Source organism: Cohnella sp. GbtcB17, assembly GCF_019091135.1.
Taxonomy (GTDB): domain Bacteria; phylum Bacillota; class Bacilli; order Paenibacillales; family Paenibacillaceae; genus Cohnella.
In genome coordinates this window covers 1-253 of record NZ_JAGXJW010000348.1, presented here as the reverse complement: position 1 = coordinate 253, position 253 = coordinate 1, and the positions used below count along the sequence as shown (strand labels likewise).

The 253-nt window shown below is 37.2% G+C and carries 1 protein-coding gene; it reads right to left on the bottom strand.

Translation table 11 applies throughout. The features are described 5' to 3' along the window. Positions 1-109: S-layer homology domain-containing protein (locus KVT38_RS35780; protein ID WP_368859201.1), on the bottom strand; the 109-nt coding region annotated here is incomplete at its 3' end. Between the last annotated feature and the right edge of the window lie 144 nt (positions 110-253).

Genomic DNA, 253 nt, shown 5'->3' with positions numbered 1-253 from the left:
TTCCATCAGGGTATCCGGTAATAATTTGGCGATCGACTAAATAATTGATTTCCGATGAATATTTATCTGGGATATCTGTAAATGTTGCCGCATGCGCTTTCCCACTCATCGTAACGACCAAAATACAAACTGCTACAAGAAACGAAAAATTATAACCTATTCGTCTAAACATTGTTGCCCTGATTCCCCCTGCAATCAATTAATATATTCTGTCACATTGTATCATAACTTGCGGGGAAAATTGTCAGGTTTT